At 37.1% G+C, this 22,912-nt stretch carries 30 protein-coding genes; 22 read left to right on the top strand and 8 right to left on the bottom strand.

Going from position 1 to position 22,912, the window contains the following annotated elements:
- Positions 1 to 13 precede the first annotated feature (13 nt).
- From ACFRAE_RS05290 to ACFRAE_RS05235, 12 genes are all read left to right on the top strand, one after another.
- On the top strand, positions 14 to 886 hold the full coding sequence (locus tag ACFRAE_RS05290) for a YicC/YloC family endoribonuclease (RefSeq protein WP_422796085.1): 873 nt from the start codon (positions 14 to 16) through the stop codon (positions 884 to 886).
- 1 nt (position 887) lies between these two features.
- Positions 888 to 1,457 carry a guanylate kinase gene (gene gmk / locus ACFRAE_RS05285; protein ID WP_422796084.1) on the top strand — a complete coding sequence of 190 codons (570 nt, stop codon included), beginning with the start codon at positions 888 to 890 and terminating at the stop codon, positions 1,455 to 1,457.
- 3 nt (positions 1,458 to 1,460) lie between these two features.
- Positions 1,461 to 2,045, top strand: coding sequence for a nicotinate (nicotinamide) nucleotide adenylyltransferase (gene nadD, locus ACFRAE_RS05280; RefSeq protein ID WP_422796083.1), 585 nt, complete (start codon positions 1,461 to 1,463; stop codon positions 2,043 to 2,045).
- 118 nt (positions 2,046 to 2,163) lie between these two features.
- Entirely contained in the window at positions 2,164 to 2,352 is a 189-nt protein-coding gene (locus ACFRAE_RS05275) for a CsbD family protein (protein WP_422796082.1), read from the top strand.
- 339 nt (positions 2,353 to 2,691) lie between these two features.
- Complete coding sequence (surE, locus tag ACFRAE_RS05270; protein ID WP_422796081.1) at positions 2,692 to 3,468, top strand: 5'/3'-nucleotidase SurE; 777 nt, start codon at positions 2,692 to 2,694, stop codon at positions 3,466 to 3,468.
- Positions 3,469 to 3,474: 6 nt separating this feature from the next.
- On the top strand, positions 3,475 to 3,741 hold the full coding sequence (locus ACFRAE_RS05265) for a hypothetical protein (protein WP_422796080.1): 267 nt from the start codon (positions 3,475 to 3,477) through the stop codon (positions 3,739 to 3,741).
- 28 nt (positions 3,742 to 3,769) lie between these two features.
- The gene (locus ACFRAE_RS05260; protein ID WP_422796079.1) at positions 3,770 to 4,639 is read left to right on the top strand and encodes a menaquinone biosynthesis family protein; all 870 of its coding nucleotides are present in this window, start codon (positions 3,770 to 3,772) and stop codon (positions 4,637 to 4,639) included.
- Positions 4,640 to 4,768: 129 nt separating this feature from the next.
- On the top strand, positions 4,769 to 8,062 hold the full coding sequence (gene secA, locus ACFRAE_RS05255; protein ID WP_422796078.1) for a preprotein translocase subunit SecA: 3,294 nt from the start codon (positions 4,769 to 4,771) through the stop codon (positions 8,060 to 8,062).
- A 7-nt stretch (positions 8,063 to 8,069) separates the two neighbouring features.
- Positions 8,070 to 8,522 (top strand): SPOR domain-containing protein, encoded by a 453-nt coding sequence (locus ACFRAE_RS05250; RefSeq protein WP_422796077.1) that lies wholly within the window; start codon positions 8,070 to 8,072, stop codon positions 8,520 to 8,522.
- 10 nt (positions 8,523 to 8,532) lie between these two features.
- Positions 8,533 to 9,723 (top strand): M20 metallopeptidase family protein, encoded by a 1,191-nt coding sequence (locus ACFRAE_RS05245; protein WP_422796076.1) that lies wholly within the window; start codon positions 8,533 to 8,535, stop codon positions 9,721 to 9,723.
- Positions 9,724 to 9,726: 3 nt separating this feature from the next.
- Positions 9,727 to 10,299, top strand: a complete 573-nt coding sequence (locus ACFRAE_RS05240) for a hypothetical protein (RefSeq protein ID WP_422796075.1) — start codon at positions 9,727 to 9,729, stop codon at positions 10,297 to 10,299.
- Entirely contained in the window at positions 10,296 to 10,784 is a 489-nt protein-coding gene (locus ACFRAE_RS05235) for a GNAT family N-acetyltransferase (RefSeq protein ID WP_422796074.1), read from the top strand. Before ACFRAE_RS05240 ends, ACFRAE_RS05235 begins: the two co-directional genes overlap by 4 nt.
- Here the strand turns inward: ACFRAE_RS05235 and ACFRAE_RS05230 are convergent.
- Complete coding sequence (locus ACFRAE_RS05230; RefSeq protein WP_422796073.1) at positions 10,773 to 12,065, bottom strand: M28 family metallopeptidase; 1,293 nt, start codon at positions 12,063 to 12,065, stop codon at positions 10,773 to 10,775. The two genes, ACFRAE_RS05235 and ACFRAE_RS05230, sit on opposite strands and share 12 nt — an antisense overlap.
- Before the next feature lie 94 nt (positions 12,066 to 12,159).
- On the opposite strand from ACFRAE_RS05230, the gene ACFRAE_RS05225 reads away from it, so the two are divergent.
- From ACFRAE_RS05225 to ACFRAE_RS05210, 4 genes are all read left to right on the top strand, one after another.
- Complete coding sequence (locus tag ACFRAE_RS05225; RefSeq protein WP_422796072.1) at positions 12,160 to 12,474, top strand: rhodanese-like domain-containing protein; 315 nt, start codon at positions 12,160 to 12,162, stop codon at positions 12,472 to 12,474.
- A gap of 198 nt (positions 12,475 to 12,672) precedes the next feature.
- Positions 12,673 to 14,097 (top strand): Glu/Leu/Phe/Val family dehydrogenase, encoded by a 1,425-nt coding sequence (locus tag ACFRAE_RS05220; protein ID WP_422796071.1) that lies wholly within the window; start codon positions 12,673 to 12,675, stop codon positions 14,095 to 14,097.
- A 33-nt stretch (positions 14,098 to 14,130) separates the two neighbouring features.
- Positions 14,131 to 14,436 (top strand): hypothetical protein, encoded by a 306-nt coding sequence (locus ACFRAE_RS05215; RefSeq protein WP_422796070.1) that lies wholly within the window; start codon positions 14,131 to 14,133, stop codon positions 14,434 to 14,436.
- Entirely contained in the window at positions 14,433 to 14,669 is a 237-nt protein-coding gene (locus tag ACFRAE_RS05210; protein WP_422796069.1) for a DUF6358 family protein, read from the top strand. Before ACFRAE_RS05215 ends, ACFRAE_RS05210 begins: the two co-directional genes overlap by 4 nt.
- 18 nt (positions 14,670 to 14,687) lie before the next feature.
- Here ACFRAE_RS05210 and gcvT read toward each other — a convergent pair whose 3' ends face one another.
- From gcvT to ACFRAE_RS05185, 5 genes are all read right to left on the bottom strand, one after another.
- On the bottom strand, positions 14,688 to 15,767 hold the full coding sequence (gene gcvT / locus ACFRAE_RS05205) for a glycine cleavage system aminomethyltransferase GcvT (RefSeq protein ID WP_422796068.1): 1,080 nt from the start codon (positions 15,765 to 15,767) through the stop codon (positions 14,688 to 14,690).
- Positions 15,768 to 15,885: 118 nt separating this feature from the next.
- Positions 15,886 to 16,581 (bottom strand): pseudouridine synthase, encoded by a 696-nt coding sequence (locus ACFRAE_RS05200; RefSeq protein WP_422796067.1) that lies wholly within the window; start codon positions 16,579 to 16,581, stop codon positions 15,886 to 15,888.
- The gene (locus tag ACFRAE_RS05195) at positions 16,581 to 16,949 is read right to left on the bottom strand and encodes a hypothetical protein (RefSeq protein ID WP_422796066.1); all 369 of its coding nucleotides are present in this window, start codon (positions 16,947 to 16,949) and stop codon (positions 16,581 to 16,583) included. Before ACFRAE_RS05195 ends, ACFRAE_RS05200 begins: the two co-directional genes overlap by 1 nt.
- A 22-nt stretch (positions 16,950 to 16,971) precedes the next feature.
- Positions 16,972 to 17,451, bottom strand: coding sequence for a DUF4112 domain-containing protein (locus ACFRAE_RS05190; RefSeq protein WP_422796065.1), 480 nt, complete (start codon positions 17,449 to 17,451; stop codon positions 16,972 to 16,974).
- Between the two features lies 1 nt (position 17,452).
- On the bottom strand, positions 17,453 to 18,169 hold the full coding sequence (locus ACFRAE_RS05185) for an SIMPL domain-containing protein (RefSeq protein ID WP_422796064.1): 717 nt from the start codon (positions 18,167 to 18,169) through the stop codon (positions 17,453 to 17,455).
- 156 nt (positions 18,170 to 18,325) lie between these two features.
- Between ACFRAE_RS05185 and ACFRAE_RS05180 the strand changes: the two genes are divergently transcribed.
- Positions 18,326 to 18,517 (top strand): cold-shock protein, encoded by a 192-nt coding sequence (locus ACFRAE_RS05180; protein ID WP_422796063.1) that lies wholly within the window; start codon positions 18,326 to 18,328, stop codon positions 18,515 to 18,517.
- 67 nt (positions 18,518 to 18,584) lie between these two features.
- Here ACFRAE_RS05180 and recO read toward each other — a convergent pair whose 3' ends face one another.
- The gene (recO, locus tag ACFRAE_RS05175) at positions 18,585 to 19,304 is read right to left on the bottom strand and encodes a DNA repair protein RecO (protein WP_422796062.1); all 720 of its coding nucleotides are present in this window, start codon (positions 19,302 to 19,304) and stop codon (positions 18,585 to 18,587) included.
- A 4-nt stretch (positions 19,305 to 19,308) separates the two neighbouring features.
- Positions 19,309 to 19,536 (bottom strand): signal peptidase, encoded by a 228-nt coding sequence (locus tag ACFRAE_RS05170; protein WP_422796061.1) that lies wholly within the window; start codon positions 19,534 to 19,536, stop codon positions 19,309 to 19,311.
- Between the two features lie 208 nt (positions 19,537 to 19,744).
- On the opposite strand from ACFRAE_RS05170, the gene rpmB reads away from it, so the two are divergent.
- The 5 genes from rpmB (at position 19,745) to rimO (ending at position 22,894) form a co-directional block, all read left to right on the top strand.
- Positions 19,745 to 19,978: a 50S ribosomal protein L28 gene (gene rpmB, locus ACFRAE_RS05165; protein WP_422796060.1), complete on the top strand. Its 234-nt coding sequence runs from the start codon at positions 19,745 to 19,747 to the stop codon at positions 19,976 to 19,978.
- Positions 19,979 to 20,056: 78 nt separating this feature from the next.
- A complete protein-coding gene (gene rpmG, locus ACFRAE_RS05160; protein WP_085474106.1) occupies positions 20,057 to 20,239 on the top strand; it encodes a 50S ribosomal protein L33 in 183 nt (60 codons plus the stop codon).
- Between the two features lie 41 nt (positions 20,240 to 20,280).
- The gene (locus ACFRAE_RS05155; protein WP_422796059.1) at positions 20,281 to 20,442 is read left to right on the top strand and encodes a DUF4295 domain-containing protein; all 162 of its coding nucleotides are present in this window, start codon (positions 20,281 to 20,283) and stop codon (positions 20,440 to 20,442) included.
- Positions 20,443 to 20,584: 142 nt separating this feature from the next.
- Positions 20,585 to 21,547, top strand: a complete 963-nt coding sequence (ftsY, locus tag ACFRAE_RS05150) for a signal recognition particle-docking protein FtsY (protein WP_422796058.1) — start codon at positions 20,585 to 20,587, stop codon at positions 21,545 to 21,547.
- Positions 21,548 to 21,559: 12 nt separating this feature from the next.
- On the top strand, positions 21,560 to 22,894 hold the full coding sequence (rimO, locus tag ACFRAE_RS05145; RefSeq protein WP_422796057.1) for a 30S ribosomal protein S12 methylthiotransferase RimO: 1,335 nt from the start codon (positions 21,560 to 21,562) through the stop codon (positions 22,892 to 22,894).
- Positions 22,895 to 22,912 lie beyond the last annotated feature (18 nt).

Below are 22,912 nucleotides of genomic sequence, written 5' to 3'. Positions count from 1 at the left end.
TATACCTTTGCATATGATAAAATCAATGACTGGCTATGGTATGGGTACATTTGAAAATGCTGCCGTAAAATATACCGTTGAAATAAAATCCTTAAATTCTAAATTTTTAGAGTTAAATCTTCGTTTACCAAAGGCTGTTTCCGACCGGGAACTTTTCCTTCGTGGAGAATGCAGCAAATTAATTGAACGAGGAAAGGTCAATATTTCAATAAGCACTGAATACGCGAACCAAACCGCCAAAGCAGCCAGTATCCATGCCGAACTTTTAAAGTCGTATTATCATCAATTGCAAGAAATAGCTTTGCAACTAGGAGAAACGAAATCAAATATATTTGATTTGGCATTGAACATGCCGGAGGTAATCAGCAATAACGATGAGGTCGATGAAGAAGAGGGCAAAGTGTTGGTAGAAGCCTTTCATGCTGCAGTCAAGCAGTTTAATAAATTTCGTGAGGACGAGGGGGCAACACTAAAGAAAGACTTAGAATACCGAGTAGAGTTGATCTTAACCTACTTAAGCGAGGTAGAATCGGTGGAAGGCAGCCGGATTCCATTGATTCGTGAACGCATCAATCAGTATATGGAAGATGCTGTAGGGAAAGAAAATGTCGATATGAACCGTTTTGAACAAGAACTCGTGTTTTATATTGAAAAACTAGATATTACCGAAGAAAAAGTTCGTTTACGTAGTCATTGCAGTTATTTTGTAGACTCGTTGCGTAGTCCCGATTCGAACGGTAAAAAATTAGGCTTTATATCACAAGAAATGGGTAGAGAAATCAACACCCTAGGTTCAAAAGCAAATAATGCGCAGATACAACAAATTGTTGTAAAGATGAAAGATGAATTAGAAAAAGTTAAAGAACAACTATTAAACGTATTGTAGGATGAGTGGTAAATTGTTTATATTTTCTGCCCCTTCTGGTGCAGGAAAAACAACGATCGTAAAGAACTTACTTGAAAAACATGGCGATAAAATTGCCTTTTCCATTTCTGCGAGTACCCGACAACCTCGAGGAAATGAGCAAGATGGTGTAGATTATTATTTTATATCCAAAGATGATTTCTTACATAAGGTTGCCAAACATGAATTTATAGAATTTGAAGAAGTGTATTCTGGCACTTTCTATGGTACGCTAAAGTCTGAGGTTGAACGCTTATGGAGTCAGGGAAAACATGTCATTTTTGACATAGATGTCGTAGGTGGATTACGTTTAAAATCTAAGTTTCCAGAGCAAGCCTTAGCAATTTTCGTGAACCCACCCTCCCTGGAAGTGTTAAAAGAACGCTTGACAGGACGTGGAACCGATTCGGAAGAAAAACTTCAAGAGCGGTTTGCAAAAGCAGCCCACGAATTAAGTTTTGCTGATAAATTTGATGTCGTCTTACAAAACAACGATTTAGAAGTTGCCTGTGCGGAAGCAGAAGAATTGGTGTTAAATTTCATGAATGCTTAGTTGATGGCAAAACGTAAAATTGGTTTATTCTTTGGATCATTTAATCCGGTGCATCTTGGGCACCTGATTATTGCTAATTACATGGCTAATTATACAAGTATAGACGAAGTCTGGTTTGTAGTCTCTCCTCAAAATCCCTTCAAAGACAAAAAGAGCTTGGGTAATATGTACGATCGATTGGAGATGGTGAATTTAGCTATTGAAGGTGCATTGCACTTAAATACCTGTGATATCGAATTCAAATTGCCACAACCTTCCTATACCATTGACACCTTGACTTATTTGCAAGAAAAATATCCAACGAAAGAATTTGTCTTGATTATGGGCGAGGATAATTTGCAAGGTTTATTGAAATGGAAAAATGCGGAACTCATTTTAAGAGACTATCATATTATGGTTTACCCAAGACCTGGATATGAATCCTTGGATTTGCGAAATCATCCCTCAGTGACCTTAACGGACACGCCTATTATGGAACTTTCGTCCACATTTATTAGGCAATCGATAAAGGATAACAAATCGATTAAATACTTTGTTCCGGACCCGGTTATTGACTTTATTGATAAGAAAGGATTGTATTCTTCTTAGGGTTTATTCCCCTATTTCAGCAGTATAAATTTATATTTTTTTCAATTTTTTTAAAACCTTTTATTCCTACCGTTGTTCTTCTTATAAATCACATAACATTTAACAAGGAGGATTAACGATGGATAAATTAGATTTAAAAGGGAAGTGGAACGAATGGAAGGGAAAAATTAAACAAGAATATGCCGACTGGACAGATGATGATTTGAAGTATGAAGAAGGAAAAGATGAAGAATTGTTAGGTCGGATCCAACAAAAATTAGGAAAAACTCGAGAAGATGTAGTGAATTGGCTGAATAATTTAGGCTAATACGAATTGCATCTTAGTATAGAGGACCAGCTTATTTATTAAGCTGGTCCTTCTTTTTTTTATCAATCAGCAATAATAAATGGATTTTAAATGGATCTCATTCGGATCTCCATCGGACATTGATTGGTGATTTCCGAACAAGATCCGAATGAGGTCCGAACAAGATCCAGGGTAGTTCCCCAAGAGTCAGATTTTCTGCCGAAGGCGAGGCTGCGTAAAATGAGCTTTAAGGCGCTTCATAGCGCCAACGTGTAATGACTACAAAATATTAATGTTAAGTTCATTCATCATGGGGCTAACTTTGCTGTTATTCAGACCATAATTTACTAACTTAGCATCATGACAAAGAAAAAACCAACCATATTGGTTGTAAATGATGATGGGATAACGGCCCCAGGTATAAAGGTGCTTTTGGAGGTAATGCAAGAGATTGGTGATGTGGTTGTTGTTGCGCCGGATAGTCCACAGTCCGGGATGGGGCATGCAATTACTATAGGAAAACCCTTGCGTCTTGATAAAATCAGCATTTATGAGGGGGTAGAGATGTATAAATGCTCTGGCACACCTGTGGATTGTGTAAAATTGGCTGTCAACAAGATTTTTAAAGGCAAAAAACCAGATTTATGTGTATCAGGAATCAATCATGGATTAAATTATTCCATTAATGTTTTGTATTCCGGAACCATGTCAGCAGCGGTGGAAGGTGCTATTGAAGACATTCCTTCCATTGGTTTTTCATTGGATGATTTTTCACATACGGCGGATTTTTCACATTGTAGAAAATACATTAAGGCCATCGCTTTGCAGGTGTTGGAACACGGTTTGCCGAAGAACACCCTATTGAATGTCAATTTCCCTAATATACGAGAGGAAATAAAAGGCTTAAAAATCTGTAGGCAAGCAAATGCGAAATGGTTTGAAGAATTTGACGAACGAGTAGATCCTTATAATAGAGAATATTTTTGGATGACTGGTAAATTTCAACTCAATGATCGAGGTGAAGATACGGATGCATTTGCCATTACACATGGTTATGTATCTATTGTACCTACGCAATTTGATATGACGGCACATCATGCCATACCCGAATTGAATTCTTGGAGTTTTGAAGTTTAAAGAGGCATGAAAAACAACTTATTGATTGGTTTTGGCTTAGGGCTTATCGCTCCAGTACTCGCCTATTTTTTGACAAAACATACCGATTTAGTCACTCAACTTTTTCCGGACAAACCCACAGCATTTTATATACTTGCTGCGGCAGTAAATGTGATTGGCTGTTGGTCTTGTTATAAAAAAGGCTTGGATAAGTTGGCAAATGGGCTCATATTAGCCGCTTTTTTAGGCATGATCTTGTTGGTACTGACTAAAAACATAAGCATTACCTTATAATACAGGGAACAAATAGATAGAGAAGAATATGGAATTAACATTGGGGTTTTCGCCTTGTCCAAATGATACCTTTATTTTTGACGCTTTAATTCATAATAAAATTGATACGCAAGGGCTTCAGTTTCACGTGGAATACCACGATGTAGAAACGTTAAATTCGAAAGCTTTTCGTGGAGACTTAGCAATCACTAAATTAAGCTACCACGCCTTTGCTTATGCGGTAGAAGCGTACGAACTCTTGGACGCGGGCAGTGCTTTAGGATTTGGGGTGGGCCCTTTATTGATTTGTAAGAACCCATCAATAGCGGCAGAATTGGGCAGTTTGGCAGGTCAGGATATTCCTGCCTCTTGGCATGATTTGCGGATTGGGATTCCTGGAAAATTTACAACCGCTAATTTCTTGTTGGGAATGGCCTATCCTCAATGGCAAAATAAAACAGAAATGCTGTTTTCATCCATTGAACAAGCATTATTGGATGATGAAATTGATGTGGGCTTAATTATTCATGAAAATAGATTCACCTACCAAGACAAAGGTTTATTTAAATTAGTGGACTTAGGTGATTTCTGGGAAAAGACCACCGGGTCTCCTATTCCCTTGGGAGGAATCGTTGTAAAACGATCTTTGCCGCAAGAAGTGAAATTATTAGTCAATCAATTGATTCGTCAGAGCGTCACATATGCATTTGATCATCCTAAATCAGGTTTGGATTATATCCGATCACATGCACAAGAAATGAAAGAAGAAGTGATGTACAAGCATATTGAATTGTATGTAAATCAATATTCCATAGACTTGGGCGAAAAAGGGAAAGAAGCTATAAATCAATTGTTTGACAAGGCAAGAGCACTAAACTTAATCCCAACAAGTGCGCATAATATTTTTTTAGAAAAATAATTGATAAAAAAGGACTGTGAAACTGTAAGTTATCATCAGTAATAATTAAATTTGCCCGACTAATGTCAAAATGTCTGCTTGTTGGTTTTGGAGTCATTATTGTACATTCGAATAGAGAAATAAAGAATTATGTTAAAGTTTTTAAGCAAAATATTTGGTAGTAAGTCCGAAAGAGATATCAAAGGAGTACAACCTATTGTAGATAAAATCAAGGCTGAGTATGCAAAATTAGAAAGCCTTTCCAATGATGAACTTCGGGGGAAGACCTTAGAGTTTAAAAATAGAATTAGCAGTTTTTTGCAAGAAATCGACACTGAAATTAGTTCCTTAAAGGAGCAAGCTGAAGTGACGGAGGATATGGAAGAGAAAACTTCCATTTACGATAAGATTGATAAACTAGGCAAAGATCGTGATAAAAAGCTAGAGGAAATATTATTAGAACTATTACCAGAGGCTTTTGCTGTTGTAAAAGACACCGCACGTCGTTTTACGGCAAGTACTGAAATTGAAGTTACAGCAACGGATTTCGACCGCGGTTTAGCGACTCGTAAAGCCAATGTGAGCATACAAGGGGATAAAGCACTTTGGAAAAACACTTGGACCGCTGCAGGGGTTGAGGTAACTTGGAACATGGTTCATTACGATGTTCAATTAATAGGTGGTATCGTTTTACATCAAGGAAAAATTGCCGAGATGTCTACTGGTGAAGGTAAAACATTGGTTGGAACATTGCCTACTTATTTGAATGCATTGTCTGGTCAAGGAATTCACATTGTCACAGTGAATGATTATTTGGCACGTCGTGACTCGGAGTGGAATGGTCCAATATTCGAGTTTCATGGTATGAGTGTAGATTGTATTGATAAATATCAACCGAACTCTACCCAACGTAGACAGGCCTACCTGAACGATATTGTTTATGGAACGAACAATGAGTTTGGTTTTGATTATTTAAGAGATAACATGACCAACACGAAAGAATCGATGGTTCAACGAAAACTGCATTTTGCGATGATCGATGAGGTGGATTCGGTATTGATTGATGATGCTCGTACCCCATTGATTATTTCAGGACCTATTCCTTTAGGAGACCAACATGAGTTTTACCAGTTGAAACCAAGGATTGAGCGTTTGGTCAATGCGCAAAAAGCGTATATCAATACCGTTCTAAACCAAGCGAAGAAGGCGATTGCGGAAGGTGATTCGGAGGTTGAAGGTGGTGGATTAGCATTATTGCGTGCTTATCGTGGATTACCTAAAAACAAAGCATTAATCAAATATCTTTCGGAGAGTAACCATAGACAAATACTTCAAAAGATTGAAAACTATTATATGCAAGAGCAAAACCGACAAATGCCAAAGGCAGATGCGGAATTGTTTTTCGTAATCGATGAAAAAAATAACCAAGTCGAATTAACGGAAAAAGGAATTGAGCTAATCACTGCTACTGGTGAAGATGCTAGTTTCTTCATTTTACCGGATGTTGGTTCAGAAATCGCTGAGATTGAAAAAATGGAAGCTCCTTTGGAAGAGAAGGCGGCTAAAAAAGAGGAATTAATGCGTGACTATTCTGTGAAATCAGAACGTATTCATTCCATCAATCAATTATTAAAAGCATATACCCTATTTGAGCGTGACGATCAATACATTGTCGATGAAGGCAAAGTAAAAATTGTAGACGAACAAACAGGTCGTATTATGGATGGCCGTAGGTATTCAGATGGATTGCACCAAGCAATTGAAGCGAAGGAAAATGTTAAAGTAGAGGATGCGACTCAAACATACGCAACCATTACCTTACAAAACTATTTCCGTATGTACCATAAATTGTCAGGGATGACAGGTACTGCATCTACAGAAGCGGGTGAATTGTGGGAAATCTATAAATTGGATGTGGTAGAAATTCCGACGAACAAATCGATTCAACGAAATGACCGTCAGGATTTTATTTACCGTACTGCACGTGAAAAATATAATGCTGTAGCACAAGAAATACAAGTATTAACAGAAGCTGGCCGTCCCGTATTGGTAGGTACAACATCTGTTGAAATTTCTGAATTGTTGAGCCGTATGCTGAAGTTAAGAGGTATAAAACACAATGTGTTGAATGCTAAACTTCACCAAAAAGAGGCAGACATTGTTGCAGAGGCAGGCCGTCCAGGTCAGGTAACTATTGCCACCAATATGGCGGGTCGTGGTACGGATATTAAATTGGCTGAAGAAGTAATAAACTCCGGAGGTCTAGCGATTATTGGTACAGAACGTCATGAATCTCGTCGTGTTGACCGTCAGTTAAGAGGTCGTGCAGGACGTCAAGGAGATCCAGGATCTTCACAATTCTTTGTATCCCTAGAAGATCCATTAATGCGTTTGTTCGCATCAGAGCGGATTTCTAACCTGATGGTGAAAATGGGTGTTGAAGAAGGTGAAGTAATGCAACACAGCATGTTGACGAAATCTATTGAGCGTGCACAACGCAAAGTAGAGGAAAATAACTTTGGTATTCGTAAGCGTCTATTAGAGTATGATGATGTTATGAACTCTCAGCGTTCAGTAATCTACACGAAACGTAAAAATGCGTTGTTTGGCGAACGTTTAGATGTTGATTTGAACAATACTATTTATGATGTAGTCGAAGATGTGGTGATTCAAGCAAAAGAAGATAATTCTTTTGATGAGTTCCAAATTGAAGTGATCCGTGTATTTGCGATCAATCCAGAAGTTACGCAGGAAGAGTTTGCTTCATTAAGTGCCAATGATCTTGCGGAGAAATTATTCGAACAAGTAATTAATTATTACCATCGCAAGGCGGAAAATATAGCGGTTCAAACCTTACCGGTATTAACGAATGTATTGGCAGAGCGCGGTGGCATGATCGAAAATATCGTAGTTCCTTTCTCTGATGGAATTCGTGGCATTCAAGTTGCTACCAATTTGAAGAAGGCCGTGGAGACTCAAGGGAAAGAAGTTTTTAAATCTTTCGAAAAAGGCATTGTTCTAGCGCTTATTGATGAAGCATGGAAAGAGCATTTGCGTGAGATGGATGATTTAAAACAATCGGTTCAGAATGCAGTTTATGAGCAAAAGGATCCAATTATTATTTACAAAATGGAAGCCTACAATTTGTTCAAAACAATGTTGGCAGCAATGAACAAAGATATTGTGAGCTTCTTGTTTAAAGGTGAAATACCTGGACAACAACAAGAACCACAAAATATTCAAGCGGCACGTCCAGAGGCTCCTAAAGTAAAAATGAAGGAAACGAAGGAAGAGTTAAGTTCTCCAACAGGTGTATCTGAGGAAGATTTGCAAACGAGCGAACCTCAAGTTACTCAGCCCATCCGTAAAGAGCAAACCGTCGGTAGAAATGATGTTTGTCCTTGTGGATCAGGTCTTAAATACAAGAACTGTCACGGTAAATAGATAAGAAATGATAAAAAAAGGATTTATTGTAAGCTGTTTATTTTTCTTGAGCATCACCCTCGTGAAGGCGCAAGAAGGTAAGGTAGAAGTGGTAAAAGATAGTTTAATAAGTTTACTACAAGAATACCGGGCTTACTATGCTATAAATCCAACAACCAGTAAGGTTGTGAGTTTGGAGCCTAAAACCATTGATAAATCTCGGGCAAGCCGAGTGAAAGTTCGTGGTTTTAGGGTTCAAATATTTTCTGGATCGAATAGAAATGAAGCTACGAATGTGCAGAACAGTTTTATTCGTCAAAACCCAGATGTAGGCGCGTATTTGGATTATGTAGAACCAAATTATCGGGTCAAAGTAGGAGATTTCACCAGCCGATCACAAGCAACAGATTATATGAGACAGTTGCGAGGAACCTATCGCAATGTTTTTGTCTTTGTAGAAGATGTTTGGACTTGGCAATAGTAGCGAAGACATGTCAACCATCAAACAACGTATTCAGGATCTCGCGAAGTCTTATTTTCAAGACACCGTAACCAATAGACGATTTTTACACCAACATCCTGAATTATCTTTTGAAGAATATAATACCTCTGATTTTGTTAAGAAAATATTGACAGACTTAGAGATACCATTCGAATCCATGGCCAATACGGGTGTGGTTGGAATCATAAAGGGTGATTTAGCTTCTTCCAAAGTAATTGCTTTGCGTGCAGATATGGACGCATTGCCTATTCAAGAAGTGGAAGGACGAGCCTATGGCTCTCAAAATCCAGGCGTGATGCATGCTTGCGGGCACGATGTACATACCTCTTCCTTATTGGGCGTTGCAAAAATTTTAAATGAACTAAAATCTACTTTCGGAGGAACGATTAAGTTAATTTTTCAACCGGGAGAGGAACGTTTACCAGGAGGTGCTTCTTTAATGATTAAAGAAGGCGTATTGACTAACCCTACTCCTTCTTCGATTATAGGACAACATGTGATGCCTTTTATAGAAGCCGGAAAGGTCGGTTTTCGCTCAGGAAAATACATGGCTTCTTGTGATGAGTTATTTATGACCGTGAAAGGAAAGGGAGGGCATGCGGCTCAACCTCATCAAAATATAGATCCAATTGCTATAACGGCACAAATAATTACGGCTATGCAACAAGTCGTTAGCCGATTTGCTGATCCTAGAATACCTTCGGTATTATCTTGGGGGAAGATTATCGGAAATGGTGCTACGAATGTAATTCCAGATGAAGTTTATTTGGAAGGCACATTTCGGACATTTGATGAAATCTGGCGAGCTGATGCTCATGAGCGCATGCAAAAAGTCGCTGTTGGTATCGCCGAAAGTATGGGTGCAAGCTGCGATTTTGAAGTCAGAAAAGGCTATCCGTATTTGATAAATGATCCAAAGGTTACGGAACATGCACGTCAATGTGCGGTAGACTATTTGGGCGCAGAACAGGTGTTGGATTTGGACTTATGGCCAGCTGCCGAAGATTTTGCTTATTATTCTCAAGAAATTAATGCTTGTTTCTATCGTTTAGGAACTGGAAATAAATCCAAAGGAATTACTTCAGCAGTGCATACATCAAGCTTTGATATTGATGAAAATGCGCTTGAAATCAGCATAGGACTTATGGCTTACATAACCCTGCAAAGTTTATCCGAATAAAGGATGTCTTCCCATCACATCATACGAGAAAATCAAGAACCTGCTTTATTTATAGCAGACTATTTTAGTCTATCTACAGAGCATTTGGGACAGCTTTTGGAGTGGAGTCCTACCCTGCTTGCCTTGGCAAGTCAATATGATTTTTTGCAATCCGCAGGAATTAAAGTCGATGTATTATTAGCCCCTTCGGAGACTATAATTGATGACCTGGAAGAGCATACGGAAATAATTTATTATGGCAACTCGTATTGGCAGACCCTTTTTACATACCTCCAAGAGAAGAAAAACGTTAACCTTCATATTCTGAGTCAAGAGTTAGATTTTAAAGCATTGGAACCTTGGCTTGAGCTTTTCACAATTAATGTGCTTAGAGGGAACCGCAAGGTGTTATTTCAAAAAGAATATCATAAATGGCTTCCTAAAGGATTTCGCTTAGAAATCCTTAATCAGGATGAATCCTTGGTTTCTGGTTCCAACCTCCATTATTTAGGTGACGCTCGTTTTGAGGTTTTGACCGATGGATTTGTGAAGATTGCCAAGCAGTTGGACTATCTTGTAATTTCTGAAGAACTATGATCGAGATACGTCCTGCAGAAAAAGAAGAAGTTCCATTAATCCAAGAATTGGCCATAGCCATTTGGCGCCCAACTTATCAAGGAGTAATCTCCGAGGATCAAATTGATTTTATGTTGGATAAATCCTATTCGAGGGAAGCCATCCTCCAGAGCATGGATACAGGCCAGTTATTTTATTTGATTTTCTTGGAAGGACTTGCGGAAGGTTTTATGGGCATTACGGTAAGAGAGCCTATTTTACGGATTGAAAAATTATATCTAAACCCGAAGGTGCAAGGTCGAGGATTGGGAAAAAAGTTTATCGAATTTGCTAAGGATCTTGCATTAAGTCAAGGTCTCTCGGTTTTGGAATTGAATGTGAATCGTGGGAATAAGGCCTATGATTTTTACCTTAAACAAGGATTTAAGGTAGTAGAGACGGTGGATATTCCCTACTACCAATATGTGCTGAATGATTACATCATGAAGAAAAACTTAATTTCTTAACTTTTCTACCCGTGTTGGTGTTTGCTTTCCTTGAACAATACCAATCGCACCTTTAGCAATTGCTTCAATACTGGATTTTATGTTTTGAATATCAAGGGTGCTTACCTCATCTTTTACGGTATGATAGTATTGATCCTTATCTATTTGCGAGGTGGAAAAAGTATGTGCAGGTACACCTAAAGCGGCTAATACGGCATTATCACTCCGATAGAATAAGTTTTGTGTTTTATATGGGTCTGGGTGGAACGTGAACTGCGTACCTTCTACATTTTCTTGCATTAATTTTCCCAAATTGGAAGCGTCGTATCCAGTGACATATAAGCTGTTCAATCCAAATTTAGAATCTTTTCCAATCATTTCGATGTTGATCATGGCAACAACTTTTTCTGGGTTTATATTGTTAGAAAAATACTTAGAACCAAACATGCCTATTTCTTCGGCAGTAAATGCAACGAAGATTAACGTTCTTTCATTATTATTAAGTTGTTTATAATAGCGCGCCAATTCAATCATAGCGGTTGTTCCTGAGGCATCATCATCCGCCCCATTGGCGATAGAATCTTGATCTACTGCAGGCAATACGCCAATGTGATCGTAATGAGCTGAAAAAATGACATATTCATCCGGTTTAGATTTTCCGGGTAATATGGCGGCCACATTAAACATTTTTAAATCTAATGTGGAAGTTTTTTGACTGGTTTCATTAGGCGTTTCACCCGCATTAGCAATATAGAACAATTTGGACTTTAGGCTTTTTGCTGGTTCACTTTTTAATGTTATTTGATCTCTGCTATAAATTCTTTTAAATCTTGCTAAAAATGCGGCATGCTTGCGGTCTACTTGTACTTTGGCTTCTGTAGAATCATTTTGCATGATTTCACGGAATCGCACGGAAAAATCTTCATCAGGTCCAATGGAAAGGATGACTGATTTGTTTTTCGGATTGATGGGGTTGCCTAGCATCAAAAATTCTTCTGCCGGTAAAGACTTTCCATCAATTTTTACAATTTGATTCTTTTCTTTTTTTTGTTCTACTTCGAATGTTTGTTTGAAATCTTTGTCTGCGTATGGGCTTAAACCAATGGCTTTAAATTCAGAGGCTATAAAATCTGCAGCCTTCCAGATTTCAGGTCTTAATGCAGATCTACCTTTCATCTCATCAGAGGCCAATGTGTTTAGGATTCTTGTGATATTTTCAGTAGTAGTCACTTCATTCTTTTGGGCAAAAGAAATCGTTAAAGAACATCCTAATAGCAAAAAGGATATAAAAAGTTTTTTCATATTCATGTACTTATTGTGGAAAGTTAAGCAATTTTAGTAATTAGTATACCAGTGTTTCAGGTTAAAATTAATTATATTTGATAAAAAGAAGCGCATGAAAGAAATAAGTGTTATCGAATTAAAAGATATGATGGATCATAATGTTGAGTTTCAATTAATCGACGTTCGTGAACCTTTTGAATATGAAGTATCTAATTTAAATGGGTTAAATATACCTTTATCAGGAGTAGTTATTGAAAAAGATAAAATTTCTAAAGACATTCCTGTAGTGGTTCAATGCCGCTCTGGCAAGCGTAGTGCTCAGGCGATTATGCTGTTGGAACAAGAAGGATATACCAATCTTTCTAACCTTCACGGCGGAATTTTAGCTTGGAAGGACGAGTTTGACCAAGATATGGATGTTTATTAGGTTAAGCAATTCAAGATAAAAAGCTCAAAGAAATTTGAGCTTTTTATTTGCGCCTGCGTTTTTTGCGATAATCCCATTGTTATTGCTTTTTTATTATAAAAATATTAAAAATCTTCTTTTGTAAGACTCTGCTATTATTGAATTGATAAAAGAGTTACCTTTACAATAGGTTACCAATTGTAAATAAAAAAGATTTTTATGTCCAATCAAGACAACAACACGTACAGTTTTTTTCAAGGAGTTGCGAGGAACTTCGACAAAGCGGCAAAATTCACCCAATTCTCCCCAGGTATTTTAGATCAAATTAAAGCTTGTAACTCGATTTTGAGGGTTAAATTTCCTGTTAAAATTGGGGATGGTATAGAAGTTATTGAAGCTTATCGCGTACAGCATTCTCATCATAAGTTACCTTGTAAAGGGGGTATTCGCTTTAGTATGGAAGTGGATCAGGATGAAGTGATGGCTTTAGCCTCCTTAATGACTTACAAGTGTGCAATTGTAAATGTGCCTTTCGGTGGAGCGAAGGGTGGAATCAAGATTGATGCGAAGAAATATTCGGAATATGAATTGGAAAAAATTACGCGTCGGTATACTACTGAACTCGTGAAGAAGAATTTCATAGGCCCAGGTACGGATGTGCCTGCACCAGATTATGGAACGGGTGCTCGGGAGATGAGTTGGATTGTAGATACGTATACGACCTTAAATCCGAATGAAATTAATGCACAGGCTTGTGTTACTGGGAAACCAATCTCTCAAGGAGGTGTTCGTGGTCGTACGGAAGCAACAGGTTTGGGCGTGTTTTTTGGTGTAAGGGAGGCTTGTAAGGTGAAAGAAGATATGGATGCCTTAGGATTAAGTGTTGGTATAGAAGGAAAAAAGGTAATTGTGCAAGGCTTGGGAAATGTAGGCTACCATGCGGCAAAGTATTTTCAAGAAGCAGGCGCTATAATCGTAGGCTTGATTGAATATGAAGGCGCTATTTACAAGGAAGAAGGCTTGGATCTTGAAGAGGTCGTGGCGCACCGTAAAACAAGCGGATCAATAGTAAATTTTCCGGGAGCAACCACAATAGAAGAATCTGCCAAGGGATTGGAATATCCCTGTGATATCTTAATTCCTGCGGCTTTAGAATCGGTTATTAATGGCGATAATGCGGATCGTATTCAAGCTAAAATTATTGGAGAGGCAGCAAATGGGCCCATTACGCCGGATGCCGACGAGGTGTTTAATAAAAAAGGAATTTTGGTAATTCCTGATATATACTTAAATGCAGGAGGAGTTACCGTTTCTTATTTTGAATGGCTGAAGAATTTAAGTCATGTCCGCTATGGTCGATTGGAAAAGCGTTTTAGTGAAAACATGTATGCTGAAATTTTGAATATTATTGAGTCCATGACCAATCAGCAGGTTTCTAAACTAGAACGGAAGATTATACTGCGTGGACCTGATGAAGTGGATTTGGTGTATTCTGGATTGGAAGATACCATGATTGGTTCCTACCAAGAAATACATCAAATTTGGAAAAAGACAGATGGGGTTGAAGATTTACGTACAGCGGCATTTATTTGCGCAATTAATAAGGTTGGTGAATCTTATAAAGAATTAGGTATTTTCCCATAGGGTTGAGCTAAATATTATCCTTAACTTTGTTTCATGAACAAGGTATTTCATCAGACTAAACAAGCCTTCTTGTTTAGTCTGATTTTTTATGTAGGGTCAATCTTATTGTTACTTTTCAAAGTAAGCTTTGCCCCTATGCTATTAAGCATTTCACTTGTGATTTCGATGATTTGGGTAGTAATGGTTCTATTGGAGGTCATGCGGTCCAATCGCATCCTTTCTTATGAACGATTGATGCTATGCGTTTTTATCATTACCTGCAATATTTTAGCGGGAATCGTTTATTTTTACTTCCTTCGGGAACGAGTAATAGGTTATAGAGAAATTAAGAACAAATGACAAAAAAGTTTATATTAAATATCGTCTTAAATTTAGGGATCGTATTTTTGGTGTTGAGTGGTTTAGCAGGATATAATAGTGGTAATATGCTTTTTGTAGGCATATCCATTGCCTTGCTTGTTGTTTTGCTTTACTTAAAAGTGGTTTTATTAAAGCAAGTAAATCGGGATGCGAGAGAAAAATATGAAGCGCAAAAGCTGGATAATAGTCAAAAGAAAAGGGCTAAAAAATAGCCCTTTTTTTATGATATGTTATTTAACAAACGGTGGTTTCTTAACCACTGCTTTGATGGGTTGGTTTCTGATGCTTATAAAAAGTTCAGTGCCTTCTTTGCTATAGGCATTATCGACATAACCAAGACCAATTGATTTCTTAAGAGATGGAGATTGAGTTCCTGAAGTCACACGTCCGATGATGGTTCCTTCAGCGTTTACTATTTCATAATCGTGACGAGCAATACCTCGATCGATCATTTCAAAACCTACTAGTTTTTGACTCACTCCTTGTTCCTTTTCAGCCTTTAAGTTGGCGGAGTTTACGAAGTCTTTGGTAAACTTGGTTACCCAACCTAATCCAGCGGCTAATGGGGAAGTCGTATCATCAATATCATTTCCGTATAAACAGAAACCCATTTCTAAACGTAAAGTATCACGAGCACCTAATCCAATAGGTTTAATTCCGAAAGGCTTTCCTGCTTCCATGATTGCATTCCAAACTTGTTCTGCATGTTCATTGGCAACATAAATTTCAAAACCACCAGCACCAGTATAACCCGTAGCAGAAACTAAGACATTTTCTACACCTGCAAAGACACTCTTCTTAAACGAGTAATATTCCATAGGGGCTAAGTCGATATCTGTTAAGCTCTGCAATGCATCGGCTGCTTTTGGTCCTTGGATTGCGAAAAGTGAAGTTTCATCGGAGATGTTCTTCATTTCTACACCGTAAGTATTGTATTTACTTATCCAGTCCCAATCTTTGTCTATATTGGACGCGTTAACAACTAATAAATAGGTTAAATCATCAATTTTATACGTTAAGAAGTCATCTACAACTCCACCTTGTTCATTGGGAATGTAGCCATATTGAACTTTTCCGTCGTAAAGTTTCGACGCATCGTTAGAAGAAATTTTTTGGATAAGTTCAAGCGCATTTTCGCCTTTAAGAATAAATTCTCCCATGTGGCTCACATCAAATATGCCCACTCCAGTTCTTACAGTTTCATGTTCGTCGTTGATACCTGAATATTGTACAGGCATATTAAATCCGGCGAAAGGAACCATTTTAGCACCAAGAGCAATATGCACATTTGTAATTGCAGTATTTTTCATGTTAATTCAATGATTTATAGTTCATACAAAAGTAGCAAATTCCGCTGTAAAAGCGGGTTTATCCTGTTGATGTTAACAAAATAATGTGCAATCGATTTCTTAGGAGGGCAAAATGAAATTAAAATTGATCTTCAGGCTTAATTTGTAGGATTTCCAAGGCTCTTTTAAACTCAGGTTGTATATCGGCGTGTATGCGTATTTCTTCTTTGGTAATCGGGTGTAAAAAGGCCAATTGCTGTGCATGAAGCAGCATGCTATCGTGTTCGAAGGTTTCCTTCCACAATTTGTTTTGCTTATTACAGCCATGGGGTCTATCCCCGATTATGGGGTGCATGATGTGGGCAAAATGCCTTCTTAGCTGATGCATACGGCCAGTTTGGGGCTTTGCCTTGACTAAGGAATACCGGGATGTGGGATGTTTCCCAAAAGGAAGATCTATTTCGGTATGTCTTAAGGTCTGAAAATGTGTCAGAGATTCCTGAATTGTTCCATTTTCTTTTTTTAAGGGATAATCAATGGATCCTTCCAAAGGAGAATGGCCTCTTAAGACTGCTATGTATTCTTTTTGAATTAAATTTTGAGCAAAGGCTTGTTGAATAAGGCTATCCATTTCCTTGTTGAGCGAAAATAATAATACACCTGATGTTTTGCGATCGATGCGGTGTGCAGGATACACCATTTTGCCAATTTGTTCTTTTAAAAGTTGAAGCGCAAATTCCGAGGCATCAGCAGCAATGAATGAACGATGCACTAAAAGGCCATGAGGCTTATTTATTGCAATGAGGTCCTCTGATTCAAATAGTATTTCGAGCATTACTGTTGTTTAATAACTTCGATCAATTGATCGGCCTTTTCATCGAGTTTGGAACTGATCCACACCTGATTGAATGCGCCTCCACCAATGATAATCTGTTCGCCATTCCAATTGATTTTAGAAAGGGAAAATAAAAAATAATTATGGGTGCTGGTATAGTTTTGAACAAACTGATTGATGACTTGGTCACCAAATAGCATCATTCCTAGATCTAAGGCATCTTTATCTTTATACTTCAGTTGATTCGTTAAAATCTCCTTTGCTTTCAAGGTCAATTCATTTTCCATCTTTTCTTTTGAGGGATTGGTGAATACCGCAAGTAAAAGAATGGCAATAGTTAATAGGGAAAAAATTCTTTTTTTACTCATTATACAAAGGTAATTGTATTTATTAAAATATGAATTGTATTAGCCAAATGGTTAACAGATACATGAGGTAAATGAATGCGGTAATCAAAATAAGAAAGACTGCGAGTATCACTAAAAGTATTCCTTTGGCACTTCCTTGATGTTTATTGTCGTAATAATGTTCTTTTAATAAGTTAATATTTTTGTTATTGGCTTTATTAAAAAAGTCGAAGATGTTGCCGAATAATGGAATGGAACCCAATAGCGCATCCCAGGTTATATTCAAAAGCATTTTGACCGCGAGCTTGCTACTTGCGCCATTCCTGTACATGACTATGACGAGGCATAGAGAGACGAAGAAAGTCGTTATTTGACCGGCAAAAGGGATGAAATTGAGGATGGGATCTAAACCGAAACGAAAATTACCAATGCGAAAACGACTATCAAGTAAATTTGATAGCCGTTCCACCCAAAGAAAATCTTTTGAGATATTATCACTTTGAATTTGGTGATTTTTAGTCATGTTATTTGATTTCAAAGACTGCGTCTAAGTTGCAAATGAGTTTGATCGGTTTAATGTCTAAGTCTATACCATCAGCAACGGCTTGTTCTTCCAAATTTGAGGTTTTAGCCATGCTATACATTCTTGGTTGTGGCATGATATCGTTCCAGTTCAACGAACTATTGTCATTAATAAGGATCACTTTCCCTAATTGCTCGTTTTCTGCTTCAGCTAGAATTTCTGCGTTGTTTCTGGCATTTTTAACTGCTAGTTTTCTCAATTCTTTCTCTATCTCTACCTTTTTGGAGTGATCGTAGCCGTCAATATTTGTGCTTTGTAATCCTTTAGCATCCACAGCATCAAGGATTTCGTTCAGTTTGTTTAAGTTACTGACTTTAATACGATACTGTCTAGACTGCAAAAGCTCTGTGTTTTTCTTTTTTGTTTGGTAATTGTAACTGTAGATATTTTGAATGGTAATATCGGCTTTTTCTATGCCGTTTTTGATGGCTGCATCGAACAGTTGTTTTTCCAAAGTTTCTACAGGAACTTTTTTCTTCGTATTTCCATCGATGAAATATTCTTTTAAAGAGATGGATAAGTAAATGATATCAGGAGTTACTTCCTTTTCTGCATACCCACGGGTAGATATTCTTCTTGAATTTTCCATAGTTTGTTGTTGAGCCTGGGCTGAAAGTAAAAAGGTACAAAGCGCTAGAATTGATAAAATCTTTTTCATATTATTTATGTATTTTATTTGAATTGTCAAAAATCTTTCCAAAAAATTTAAATAGATAGACAAAAGAAAACGAATATTGTTTAATAGCAAGATGATAATAATTAATTCATATTTAGAAAATATTTGATACCTTTAAAAAAAACAATAATTAATAACATGCAAGAAGGAGTAGTAAAATTCTTTAATGAAGCCAAAGGTTTCGGTTTCATCATTCCAAATTCCGGCGAGAGCGAAATTTTTGTTCACGTTTCAGGATTAGTTGACAAAGTTCGTGAAAACGACCACGTTTCTTACGAAGTTGAACAAGGCCGCAAAGGTCTTAACGCGGTAAATGTAAAGCTTATCTAATAGAATAGATTCAATATATATTTATTGTGGAAAAGCCCGTTATTACGAATAATGGGCTTTTTTATGTTTAATTTCCAAAGATCTCCTCCAAGATATACAAGGAATTGATATCGCTAAAATTATCGGTATGCAGTTTATAGTAGTCGATAACTTTTTGCAAGAGGTAGGTCCTATCATCTTTTTGGAGTTTGATGTTACTACAGTCGCTGAAGTTGGAGGACAGCAGGTTTCTAAGGTATCCGCTATAGGGTTCTTGTATGACCTGTAAATGCTGGGGAAGACTCTTGGTAAACCGCCCTTCTTGTAAATCAAAATAGGGTAAAGCCTCGACGCGCGGGTGGAATCCTAGAAAGTTGCTAAGCTTTAATAGAAAGATCAGGTGATAATTGGCTAAGCCGTCTTGTGCCTCATCCAGCCAGATGATTGAACTTTCTAAAAAATGATATAATTGAGGGTCAGGATGCTGATGTCTTAAGACTTTATATAAAACCTCATTGATAAATAAGGCCAAAGAACTTTTTATAATGTTTAAAGGAATTGAGGTTAAGACCGGATATTGATGGGCTTCTTTAATTCGTTGAATAGTCGCATTTTCTTTTTGATAAACTAATAAATCCAACAAATGAAACGGTTGTAACATATTGAATGGAATTTTAGCTTTAGGTTTTTTAGCCCCATTAATCATATAGGATTGCAATCCAAATTCTGCGGTATAGATCTGTGCAATAACGCTACTTTCGGAATAATTCGTGATTTTTAAGGGAATACCTTTTGTTTTGACAAGCATATAGCTAGTTCTTGTTTTTTCTTTTGTTTCTAAAATTTAAAATAGTGTTTCGATCAATGGATCGGAAGAAACTGTATACAATGGTAATGAAACCATAGCCGAAAGCAATTACACCAAATGCCATGAGGAATTTGTAACTGTTATTTTCATTCTTCATCAATTGGTAGGATATTAAAATCAAGACAATTGCAAGGATGATACTGATAATTCCACGGATTAGATATTTGTTCATTTGTGAATTGTTGAAAACTATTATTAGCTAACTCGTATTAATAATGATGCAAATTACAGTATTTTTGTGGACTTCTACCCTCTCTAGCAATTATTAAAAAATAATTCCTTAATTTTTATTGTATTTCCCAAAAGAAATATAGATATTTGCACACTCGTTTCTAAGGAGACGTTTTTATAAATAAGGACAACAATAAAAAAAGAATATCATGTCAAGAATTTGTGATTTAACAGGCAAGACGGCATTAAAAGGAAATAACGTGTCTCACTCGAACGTTAAGACTAAGCGTAAATTTTACCCGAATTTACAGACTAAACGTTTCTATATTCCTGAAGAAGATCGTTGGATTACTTTAAAAGTATCTACGTCAGCTATCAAAACAATAAACAAAAACGGTATAACAGCAGCTATTGATAAATTTATCAAAACTGGAAGTATTTAATTATTAGATACGCCCCTGTTTTATCAGCATAACATAGAATCATGAAATTCACCCGTGAGGGTATTAATAATAAAGGCAATGGCAAAAAAAGGAAATAGAGTACAAGTAATTTTAGAGTGTACTGAACACAAAGAAAGTGGACTTCCGGGAATGTCTCGTTATATTACCACGAAGAACAAAAAGAACACAACTGAACGTTTGGAAATGAAGAAATTCAATCCAGTATTGAGAAAAGTTACTGTTCATAAAGAAATTAAATAAAACATTCACGGATACTTTTATCCATAAAATAAGATTATACCATGGCAAAGAAAGCGGTTGCATCATTACAAAAAGGTGGTGGTAAAGAATACACTAAAGTTGTTATTACAGCTAAATCTGCAAAAACTGGCGCTTATACTTTCAAAGAAAGTATGATACACAACGATAAAGTAAAAGACGTTGTTGCTGAAGCTTCTAAATAAGCAGAACGATATTCCTTTTTTTAAAGTTTTTCTTTAAAAATAACATAAATTAGCCGTTTTGGTATCGCCAAAAGGGCTTTTTTAGTATCACTCATTTCCTTATATTTGGTTTATTTAACTATCCAGTATAATTTATAACATCATGGGATTATTTGATTTTTTTAAGAAGAAGCAAGAGACTGGTGAATCACAACAAGCTCTAGATAAAGGATTGGAAAAAACGAAAGAAGGATTTTTTTCTAAGATTACGAAAGCTGTTGTTGGGAAGTCTACCATAGATGACGATGTTTTAGACAATTTGGAGGAGGTTTTAGTAACTTCCGATGTTGGAGTAACGACAACATTGAAAATTGTGGATCGAATTCAGAAGCGAGTAGCACAAGATAAATACCTGAATACAGATGATTTAAATCGTTTGTTGAAAGATGAGATTCAAGGTTTGCTGGCAGAAAATAATAGCAACGACTTTGAGAACTTTGAATACGGACAACAGAAACCTTATGTGATCATGGTGGTTGGGGTGAATGGTGTTGGTAAAACGACGACTATTGGAAAACTAGCGCATCAGCTTAAGGAGGCCGGAAATCAAGTGGTCTTGGGTGCTGCAGATACTTTTCGGGCAGCAGCGGTAGATCAAATAAAACTTTGGGGTGAGCGTGTAGGAGTGCGTGTGGTTGCACAAGCGATGGGTTCAGATCCCGCTTCGGTAGCTTTTGACACGGTTAAATCGGCCGTAATGAATGGTGATGATGTTGCAATCATCGATACAGCTGGCCGTTTGCATAATAAAGTGGGCTTGATGAATGAGCTTACCAAGATTAAAAATGTGATGCAAAAGGTTATTCCTGATGCTCCACATGAGATTTTGTTGGTATTAGATGCTTCCACAGGTCAGAATGCGATCGAGCAGGCGACCCAATTTACGCAAGCAACAGATGTGAATGCTTTGGCATTGACAAAATTAGACGGTACCGCAAAAGGTGGTGTGGTTATCGGAATTTCCGACCAATTCAAGATACCGGTGAAGTATATTGGTGTTGGAGAAAAAATCGGCGATTTGCAATTATTTAATAAGAAGGAATTTGTAGACTCCCTATTCAAATAGGCTACAGTATATATGAAAACGAAGCAAACAATAGCAGCAGCAACTGTAAGAAAGCCACGTGTGAATGTTGTAACATTAGGCTGCTCAAAAAATATTCACGATAGTGAAGTATTGATGGGTCAATTGAAAGGAAACCATATGAACGTAGTTCATGAGGCAACAAATATTCAATCGGATGATATTATTGTGATCAATACTTGTGGATTCATTGATAATGCAAAACAAGAATCTATCGATACTATTTTGCAATTTTCGGAACTTAAGGATCAGGGTAAGGTAAACAAAGTGATTGTTACAGGTTGTCTTTCGGAGCGCTATAAACCGGAATTGCAAGCCGAGATCCCCAATGTAGATGCTTTTTTTGGAACGAATGATCTTCCGGAGCTATTAAGTAGCATTGGTGCGGATTATCGTCATGAACTTTTAGGGGAACGTTTACTTACAACGCCATCGCATTTTTCATATTTTAAAATTGCGGAAGGTTGTAACCGCCCATGTTCTTTCTGTGCTATTCCTTTAATGCGTGGTAAGCATGTGTCAAAATCTATCGATGATTTAGTAAAGGAAGCTAAGTTTTTGGCAGGAAATGGCACCAAAGAATTGATATTAATTGCGCAAGATTTAACCTATTACGGGTTGGATATTTATGGTAAGCGTAACTTATCAGATTTATTAAGGCATTTATCTGATGTGGACGGAATCGATTGGATTCGTTTGCAGTATGCTTATCCATCGGGTTTTCCTATGGATATATTGGATGTCATGAATGAGCGATCAAATATTTGTAATTACTTGGACATGCCTTTACAGCATATTAGTGATAACATGTTGACGTCCATGCGTCGTGGTACAAGTAAACAAAAACAGATAGATCTAGTTAATAAAATACGAGATAAAGTTCCTGAAATAGCCTTAAGAACGACCTTAATATGTGGTTATCCTGGGGAAACAGAAGGAGATTTCAACGAAATGTTGGAATGGGTGGAAGAGACCCGTTTTGACCGTTTGGGATGTTTTACGTATTCGCATGAGGAGAAAACGCACGCTCATAATTTGGAGGATAATGTGCCAGAAGAAGTAAAACAAGAGCGGGTAGAACAAATTATGGAAGTTCAGCAAGGGATTTCTTATGAAATAAATCAAGAAAAAGTAGGTCAGACCTTTAAAGTGTTGGTAGATCGTATCGATGGAGATTACTTTATAGGACGTACGGAATTTGATTCTCCAGAAGTAGATAACGAAGTTATCCTCGATGCTAAAGTGGACTACGCTCGAATTGGCGATTTTGTTCAAGTAGAAGTAAATCGAGCAGAAGATTTCGATTTATACGGACATATTGTTAAATAATTCACACAAATAAGAGGC

The organism is Sphingobacterium sp. HJSM2_6, from assembly GCF_049316305.1.
GTDB lineage: Bacteria > Bacteroidota > Bacteroidia > Sphingobacteriales > Sphingobacteriaceae > Sphingobacterium.
The sequence above is the reverse complement of the archived record's forward strand: the minus strand, read 5'-3'. Positions and strand labels throughout refer to the sequence as shown.